The organism is Streptococcus sp. LYSM12, assembly GCF_004569635.1.
In the GTDB taxonomy this organism is placed as follows: Bacteria; Bacillota; Bacilli; order Lactobacillales; family Streptococcaceae; genus Streptococcus.
Map to the genome: position 1 here is coordinate 1 of NZ_SPOZ01000042.1, position 8454 is coordinate 8454.

11 protein-coding genes are annotated in these 8454 nt (G+C 41.3%); 1 reads left to right on the forward strand and 10 read right to left on the reverse strand.

The window, feature by feature from the left end; translation table 11 throughout:
* The 10 genes from E4T79_RS10270 to E4T79_RS10315 form a co-directional block, all read right to left on the reverse strand.
* Positions 1–86, reverse strand: an 86-nt coding sequence (locus E4T79_RS10270; RefSeq protein WP_135028820.1) for an IS630 transposase-related protein, incomplete at its 3' end; no start/stop codon positions are given.
* A gap of 131 nt (positions 87–217) precedes the next feature.
* On the reverse strand, positions 218–682 hold the full coding sequence (locus E4T79_RS10275; protein ID WP_135030003.1) for a hypothetical protein: 465 nt from the start codon (positions 680–682) through the stop codon (positions 218–220).
* The gene (locus tag E4T79_RS10280; protein WP_135030005.1) at positions 679–1449 is read right to left on the reverse strand and encodes an SDR family NAD(P)-dependent oxidoreductase; all 771 of its coding nucleotides are present in this window, start codon (positions 1447–1449) and stop codon (positions 679–681) included. The genes E4T79_RS10275 and E4T79_RS10280 overlap by 4 nt, the downstream gene beginning before the upstream one ends.
* 88 nt (positions 1450–1537) lie before the next feature.
* Positions 1538–2140, reverse strand: a complete 603-nt coding sequence (locus tag E4T79_RS10285) for a lysozyme family protein (protein WP_135030007.1) — start codon at positions 2138–2140, stop codon at positions 1538–1540.
* Position 2141: 1 nt separating this feature from the next.
* On the reverse strand, positions 2142–3116 hold the full coding sequence (locus E4T79_RS10290) for a nucleoid-associated protein (RefSeq protein WP_135030009.1): 975 nt from the start codon (positions 3114–3116) through the stop codon (positions 2142–2144).
* 5 nt (positions 3117–3121) lie between these two features.
* Positions 3122–4378 carry a serine hydroxymethyltransferase gene (gene glyA / locus E4T79_RS10295; protein ID WP_135030011.1) on the reverse strand — a complete coding sequence of 419 codons (1257 nt, stop codon included), beginning with the start codon at positions 4376–4378 and terminating at the stop codon, positions 3122–3124.
* Entirely contained in the window at positions 4375–4980 is a 606-nt protein-coding gene (locus E4T79_RS10300; RefSeq protein WP_135030020.1) for an L-threonylcarbamoyladenylate synthase, read from the reverse strand. The genes glyA and E4T79_RS10300 overlap by 4 nt, the downstream gene beginning before the upstream one ends.
* Positions 4973–5803 (reverse strand): peptide chain release factor N(5)-glutamine methyltransferase, encoded by an 831-nt coding sequence (gene prmC, locus E4T79_RS10305; RefSeq protein WP_135030013.1) that lies wholly within the window; start codon positions 5801–5803, stop codon positions 4973–4975. Before prmC ends, E4T79_RS10300 begins: the two co-directional genes overlap by 8 nt.
* On the reverse strand, positions 5803–6882 hold the full coding sequence (prfA, locus tag E4T79_RS10310) for a peptide chain release factor 1 (RefSeq protein ID WP_135030015.1): 1080 nt from the start codon (positions 6880–6882) through the stop codon (positions 5803–5805). The genes prmC and prfA overlap by 1 nt, the downstream gene beginning before the upstream one ends.
* Positions 6883–7316: 434 nt before the next feature.
* Entirely contained in the window at positions 7317–7886 is a 570-nt protein-coding gene (locus E4T79_RS10315) for a thymidine kinase (protein WP_135030017.1), read from the reverse strand.
* 154 nt (positions 7887–8040) lie between these two features.
* Between E4T79_RS10315 and E4T79_RS10320 the strand changes: the two genes are divergently transcribed.
* A complete protein-coding gene (locus E4T79_RS10320) occupies positions 8041–8226 on the forward strand; it encodes a 4-oxalocrotonate tautomerase (RefSeq protein WP_135030018.1) in 186 nt (61 codons plus the stop codon).
* Positions 8227–8454 lie beyond the last annotated feature (228 nt).

Here is an 8454-nt window from a genome sequence, read left to right on the forward strand (position 1 = left end):
TGGAAAACAGCAGATGCTTCAGAAATACTACCAGTTTTGTCACAGTATGCGAGGACTTTTTTACGAAAATCTAGTGAATATGCCATAAAAACATGATATCACAAATGTACTGTTTTTACTTCATTTTGCTATACATGTTTCATCCTAAACGAACTTTCGTGTATTTCTTCCGTTCCGCTTCTGCAAGCTAGAATATTAGCTCAAAGCATACAAAGTTTTAGGGTTGATGCACAATCGCATCGTCCATATCGATAATAACACCATTCTGGTAAACGCGATAAAGTGACCCGTCTGTTCCTTGCAATAGATTATATGGAACAGAGTCGGTGCGGCTATAATTGTCCTCTAGAACTAACCAGCTCTTATCGCCTAAAATCGTATTGGCATAGTCGATAGTAGTTTGACCACTTTCTAACGTCACACCTGTATTTCTATCTTGTAGTATATCTGCAAGATCTGAAGCCGAAGCAGTATCAGACACTACCTCGTCGGGACTAGCAGAGCTTGACCCAGCAACATCTGTAGAACTTGCTGGCTGACTGATAGATGATGCACTTGTTGATGTTGATAGTTGACTAGTAGTTGTTGTGCTATCACTTTTACTCGTCTTCTTAGAGCATGCCGTAGTTAAGGCCAAAACGGCTAGTAATGATACAGAAAGCAGGGTGTATTTTTTCATCATGATTCTTCTCCTTCTCTATAAATCGTAAATCCTGTCGCTTGTTTGGTTGCCATAATGGTCATATCTGTAATCTGTACATGGCGAGGTTGATTGGCAACAAATAGTACATTCTGAGCAATGTCTTCTGCTTGCAAGGCCTGAATTCCTTGATAAACCATCGCTGCTCGCTCCTTATCCCCATGGAAACGTACTTGGCTAAAATCTGTCTCGACAATCCCTGGTTGAATAGTTGTTACCTTGATATTTTTATCAATAGTATCAATCCTGATTCCGTCATTCAAGACCTTGACAGCTGACTTTGTCGCTGCATAAACTGCAGCTCCAGCATAAGCGTAGATCCCTGCTGTGGATCCAATTGTGATAACATGGCCTTGATCTTTTTCAACCATGGTTGGCAAAATCTGACGGGTCATATATAGACACCCTTTTACATTCGTGTCAATCATAGTGACCATATCATTTACGTCATACTCATGAAATTTTTCAAGTCCCAGAGCCAGGCCAGCATTATTAATTAAGATATCAATTTGTGGTACATCTTCTAATATTTTCTGGCAAACAGCTACCACTTCTCCTGCTTGCGTGACGTCCATTTGGTAATAGAAAACCTCCACGCCATACATTTCTGTTAGGGTATGCTGAATTGCTTGGAGTTTCTCTCGTCTACGTCCAGTAATGATCAAATGATCTTGATTTTCTGCGAATGCATAGGCAATAGCCTTTCCAATCCCACTTGTTGCCCCCGTAATCAGTACATAACGTGCCATATCCCACCTCCTTTTCTATGCTTTCATTATACCATTTTTTGGAGAAAGAAAAAAAGGAAAAGAGCAGGGTAGCCCCACTCTTTGACTCTTATTCAAATAGGCTCATCAGGTGGATTAAATAGACATTAAAACGCACCTGCCGAGAATAATAGATATTACCACCATTCACGTAGAGTTTGCCACCATTTAAGAGGGCGATAGGATGGTAATAGGTATAGGTTTGGGCTGTAGTATTGCCAAGACTTGGTGCTACAACATCTTTTGAATAACTAGTTGATAGCTCAATAGAATTCTTTCCACCGTGCTTGGCAACATAGTTGATGTAAGCAGGACCATAATTGTAGGCCTGAACAGCTGTCCAAACATCAACGTTCGCTTCTTCAGCCAAAGAGAGATTTTGGCTTAGATATTCAATTCCTTGGCGAATACTTTCCTTACTGTCTGTGATAGTATCAGCATAGCCTGAAGCGGACTCGCTCGACTGCATGACATCGGCTTGTTTCCCTTTCGTTTCCGTGTAAATCATTGCTAGCACCAATTCTTCGTTGGCTTTCGTATCATTTTCATCCAAGATTTCCTGTACCATAGATTGATAATTCATGACTTGTTTAACATCTTGGTGAATCTTATAGAATTGATACGCTAGAAAAACAAGGACGACAAGGGCTATCGTTCTTGTTAGTTTTTTCATATTACTTGCTCTTAATATCTTCTATATTCTTAATGAGGATAGAGTAGGTTCCGTTGTCATTCTGGATAAATTCAACAGATTCTGCATCTTCATAAATAGTGTTCGGTACAATCAATTCAATTCCATTTGACAAAGACAATTTCTGATTTTCAAACTTTTTTAATTGACGACTGCTGTCAATTTCTTCAAAGCTGACTTTTTCTGGAATCACATCTTTTAGCTCATCTACAAAGCTCAGACGAGCTGTTAGATTGTTCTCAAATAATTGATTGGCTAATTTTTCAGGTGACAATTCATTGTCTTCTTCCAGATGATTGAAAATAGCCGACTTGACTTTGGACTGAAACTGGAAATCCGCTTGATTAAAATTCTCAGCAACTTTCTGAGCTGTCTGCTCAACTGCTTTAATCGACTTTTTAGCAGAGATAGCTGGACTATCTTGTAAAACATTATCCGAAAAATAATTCAAGAAAGTTCCATTGTACTTGATTCGTTTTTCAATCAAATGGTATTTCTTGGTTTGCAGGTTAAGGAGTAAGGCTTCATCCGGTGCCGATCCCGCACTTGGCAGATTGTTCTGCGTGAGCTTCAAGGGACTATCACTTGCTGAGCCAATATGAACTAGATTTTCACGAAGTGAAATCCGTAAAAAAGCAAACTGTTCCACACCATTTTTTTCAAAACGAACAAAGACAAGATCATTGACTTTGAGATTTTCAGAAACAGCAAACTCCTCTTTCCAGAGATTGGCAATAGCAACTGAACTAGACAACAAATCATCTGATAGATAGTCTAGAAAGGGACTCTCAGCTCCCAGTTGTCCCCTTTTTGCCTCGTCCGAGTAGGAACGCTCAATCTTTTTACGAAGATACTCTTCAATCTTTGGTGTAATCGTCAATAACTTATCTGCCAAGACCAATTCCGTATCTTCTGGGCTGAACTGATGAATAACGGCTTCTTTAATATAAATATCCATTCAAACTAAGCCTCATAGAGAGGGAAAGCATCTGTCAAAGCACGAACCTCTTGACGAACCTCTTCAAGAACTGCTTCATTGTCTGCATTTTCCAAGGCTTTCACTGTCAATTCAGCTACCTTACGTGCTTCTGCAACACCAAATCCACGAGCTGTAATGGCTGCAGAGCCAATTCGGATACCACTTGTCTTAAATGGTGACAAGTTCTCAAATGGAATTGAGTTTTTGTTCAATGTAATATGCACTTCATCCAAGAGATGTTGGGCTACTTTTCCATTTTCAACTACCTGAGTGACATCCACAAGGAAAAGATGATTATCTGTTCCACCAGTAATGACACGGAACTTATCATGCGCCAAGAAGACCTCCGCCATAGCTTTGCTGTTGTCGATAACTTTTTGAGCATATTCCTTAAAGGCAGGATCTAAAACTTCCTTAAAAGCAACTGCTTTGGCAGCGATAACATGCTCAAGCGGACCGCCCTGGATACCAGGGAAAATTGCCGAATTGATTTTCTTTGCCAAGTCTTCATCGTTAGTCAAAATTAGACCTCCACGAGGACCACGGAGGGTTTTGTGGGTTGTTGTTGTCGTAATATGGGCATGTGGTACTGGATTTGGGTGCAAACCTGCTGCAACAAGTCCAGCGATATGGGCCATGTCTACCATCAGTTTCGCCCCGACACTATCTGCAATTTCACGGAATTTAACAAAATCAATGATACGAGAATAGGCAGAAGCCCCCGCAACAATCAGTTTAGGTTGTACTTCTTTAGCTTGGGCTAAAAGCGCATCGTAATCTAGTAAACCTGTTTCCTTATCAACATTATAGGCGACAAAGTTGTAAGTCTGACCAGAAAAGCTAACTGCTGCACCGTGGGTCAAGTGTCCACCTGCCGCTAGATCCATCCCCATAACAGTATCGCCTGGTTCAATCAAGGCCATATAGGCCGCACAGTTGGCTTGGCTACCAGAGTGAGGTTGCACATTGGCAAATTGAGCTCCAAAGATTTCCTTAGCACGTTCAATTGCTAGGCTTTCCACGATATCCACACACTCGGTTCCGCCATAGTAGCGACGAGCTGGATACCCCTCAGCATATTTATTGGTTAAGATAGAGCCTTGGGCTGCCATGACGGCTTTTGAAACGACATTTTCGGAAGCGATTAACTCAATATTGTGTTGCTGGCGTTTTTCTTCTGCAGAAATAGCATCCCATAGTTCTTTATCGTAAGCTTTGTAATCTTCTTTGTCAAAAATCATGCGTGTTCTCCTTTAAACTTGAGTTCTGGTAATTGTGCGAGAAGATCCTCGCAAGTGATAGCACCTTGACGTAAAATCTGGACTTCCTCTCCTGACAAATCCAAAATTGTTGAATCTTGCCCAGTTAGGAAATCATCATCTTTTACCCCTATAACCTCTCCATGAAAGTCCTGTATAATCTGGTCAAACAAGACACCACTTATCTTTCCAGATAGATTAGCAGACGGTCCGATTAGAGGCCCAAATGTTTGGATCAAGTCGAGTGTCACAGGATGCCTAGGGACACGAAACCCTATGGTTTTCATGCCAGAATTGATCCAGTGCGGGACTTGTTCATTTGCTTGTAAAATAATCGTTAAGGGACCTGGTAAAAAAGCTTGGAAGAGCTTAGTTAAACAGGCTGGCTGGTTTTTAGAAAAGGCTAGAATATCTTCTAAACTCGCCACGTTCAGATTCATCGCCTTGTCTAGCGGACGTTGCTTGAGTTCATAGATGTGCCGAACGGCTTGTTCATCGAGTGCCCGACCAAACAAACCATAGACTGTCTCAGTCGGCAAGATAACTGCTCCACCAGTTTCTAATCGCTTCGCAATCCTATCCATCATCAATCACCACCATTCTATCTTGTCCAAATTGATCTTTTAAGACACGAACGTGTTTGTCTGGAAAGGTCGCTTGAAATAGTTCTTGAACTTCTTGTCCTTGCTTATAGCCAATTTCAAGGTAGATTTTTCCACCTTCAACCAAAAACTCTGCTGCTCCTGCTGCAATTTCTCGATAAATAGCAAGACCATCTTCAGCTGCAAATAGGGCTATGTGAGGTTCTGACTGGAGCACATTCAATCCCACTTCAACCTCATCTTGTCGTGAAATATAAGGCGGATTAGAAACAATAATATCATACTTCCCACTCAGATTTTGCCAGACATCTGACTGGATAAAGGTAATCTGAACCTGCTGATGTTGCGCATTTTCCTTTGCTACAGCAAGAGCATCTGAAGAAATATCTGAAGCTGTCACACGCCAGCTTGACTTACTATGTGCAAGGCTAATGGCAATCGCGCCACTTCCTGTGCCAATGTCTAAAACCGAAAGATTCTCTACCGGATTTTCAGCATCTACCAGCTGAACCAACTCCTCTGTCTCAGGTCTGGGAATCAGTACCCTTGGGTCTACCAGCAATTCCAAACCATGAAACTCAACCTTACCAATAATATACTGAGCTGGATAATGACGATACAACTGCTGAAAAATTTCGTCTAGAAGCAACCTATCCTCTGCAGCTACTTCTTTTGTAAGGAGTAAGACAAACTCCGTCAGACTAAGCTCTCTCAACTTACGAAAGGTATAGGCTAAAGTTTCTGGCTCCTCTCCAACCTCCTCCAGCCTGCTTTCATAGTATGAAAACACTTGTGCGTAATTCATTATTTATTCAACTCTTCTAATTTTTGTGTTTGATCATAAAGCACCAGGGCATCGATAACTTCATCCATTTTACCAGATAAAATCGTATCTAGTTTTTGCAGGGTTAGACCGATACGGTGATCTGTCACACGGTTTTGTGGGAAGTTATAGGTACGAATACGCTCCGAACGATCTCCCGTACCAATGGTTGACTTTCGCTCTGCATCTTGCTCATCTTGAGCAATTTGCGCAAAGTGATCCGCCACGCGCGCTCGAATAACCTTCATTGCCTTATCCCTATTTTTTTGCTGGGTTCGTTCTTCTTGCATCTCGACCTTGATATTGGTTGGTAAGTGGACAATCCGCACAGCTGTTGCAACCTTATTGACATTCTGACCACCCGCACCTGAAGCATGGTAAATATCAACCCTCAGGTCCTTTGGATCAATATCATACTCGACTTCTTCAATTTCTGGCATAATCAAGACAGTTGCCGTTGAGGTATGCACACGTCCTTGACTCTCGGTCACAGGCACACGTTGTACCCGATGTGCACCTGATTCATACTTCAATTTGGAATAAACTGATTGTCCTGATACCATGGCAACAACCTCTTTGATTCCGCCGACACCATTGTAAGATGCTTCCATGACTTCAAAGCGCCAACCTTGACTTTCTGCAAACTTCTGATACATAGTCAGCAAATCTCCTGCAAAGAGAGCTGCCTCATCTCCACCAGCTGCTCCACGAATTTCTAAAATGATATTTTTGTCATCGTTTGGATCTTTTGGTAGAAGCAAAATCTTCAACTTTTCTTCATAGGCTTCTTTATCTGCTTTCGCCACTTTGAGCTCTTCCTTGGCCATTTCCTCCAAGTCTGCATCACCGGATGCATCCTTAATCATTTCTTCAGCATCCACGATATTTTGAAGCACTCTTTTATACTCACGATAAGCTGTCACTGTATCACGGCTGGTTGCTTCCTCCTTTGACAATTCCATAAAACGTTTGGTATCACTGACAACCTCTGGGTCACTCAGCAATTCTCCAAGCTCTTCATAGCGGTCTTCCACCGCTTGTAATTGATCATAAATATTCATAATTAAGATACAAAGCCCGTAAAGTAAGCAGGAGAAAAATAGGAGACGGATGCAGGGTGCTTACACACAAAGCAGTCTATCTTTTTTCCCTAGCTTTTAGGGCATGTTCAATTCCTTTCAATTAAGATACAAAGCCCGTAAAGTAAGCAGGAGAAAAATAGGAGACGGATGCAGGGTGCTTACACACAAAGCAGTCTATCTTTTTTCCCTAGCTTTTAGGGCATGTTCAATTCTTTGACAATACCGTCACTTATTCTTTCAAGTGAAAGGCATACCAAACTAAGCTACTCAAATCAACACTCCTAGAAGCGTCTATCTCTTGTTCTTTCAAAATATTCGTAGAACCGTCAGCTAAATGATAAGCAGTTCCATAGCCTGTACCTGGCGACTAAGTGGTGAATAAAATGAACAACAGTTTTTTTCATTCATTCCTCCTATCTTTCCGGTCTAAAATAGTGTCTACGACACACAGGGATATAAGTTTCGTTACCCCCAATTTGGATCTGTTCTCCCTCGTATACAGGTTCGCCATTCACTGTCCGCAGGACCATGGTAGCTTTTTTTGAGCAATACTGACAAATGGTTTTAATTTCATCCAACTTATCGGCTAACAGCAGTAAATGCTTGGAACCCTCAAATAAATCATTGCGAAAATCATTTTTTAACCCAAAGGCCATAACTGGCACCTCCAATTCATCCACCACACGGGCAAAATCATAGACATGCTGTTTGGTTAAAAACTGGGCTTCATCGATCAAGACACAGTAGGGTTTTAAGGACAAATTAGCGATATAATCGTAGACATTCATCTCTTCTGTAATGGCAACCGCTTCTCGCTGCATGCCGATACGGCTCGCAATAATTCCCACACCTGCACGTGTATCAAGGGCAGATGTCATAATGACCACATTCTTACCCTGCTCCTCGTAATTATGTGCCACCTTTAAAATCTCAATGGTCTTTCCAGAATTCATGGAACCATATTTAAAATAAAATTGAGCCACTTTTTTCTTTCCAATCTATCAAACTCATACATTCCATTCTACCATAAATTGAACAAATACGGTACTAGAGAAAAAGAAAAAAACGTTTCCGTTCGGCTATCCTATTTCTTACCAATGTGCTATACTATTCCTAGCAAAGAAAAAGGAGAAGCTTATGCCATTTGTACGAATTGATCTATTTGAAGGGCGCACCGAGGAACAAAAAATCTCACTCGCTCGCGAAGTGACCGAGGTCGTCTCTCGTAACACCAACGCCCCCAAAGAGGCTATTCACGTCATCATCAACGATATGCCAGAAGGCACCTACTTTCCCTCCGGCGAGATGAAACGTAAAGGATAAGTGAATAGAAAACCATCCTCCTCTAAATCGGAGATAGGACAAGGTGAGCTAGGCTCAAAAGATGTTGATTGGCGACTAGTATACTATGAGGCTGGGACATAATGATATACTCCCCTTATAGTAGACAGTGAAAAAACAAAAATTCACTAGACACTATAAGAGGAGTTTTCGTATGTCTAAAAGAAGTCCAAAATCGGTAGAAGAAAAATGTGAAATCCTTCAGTTGTA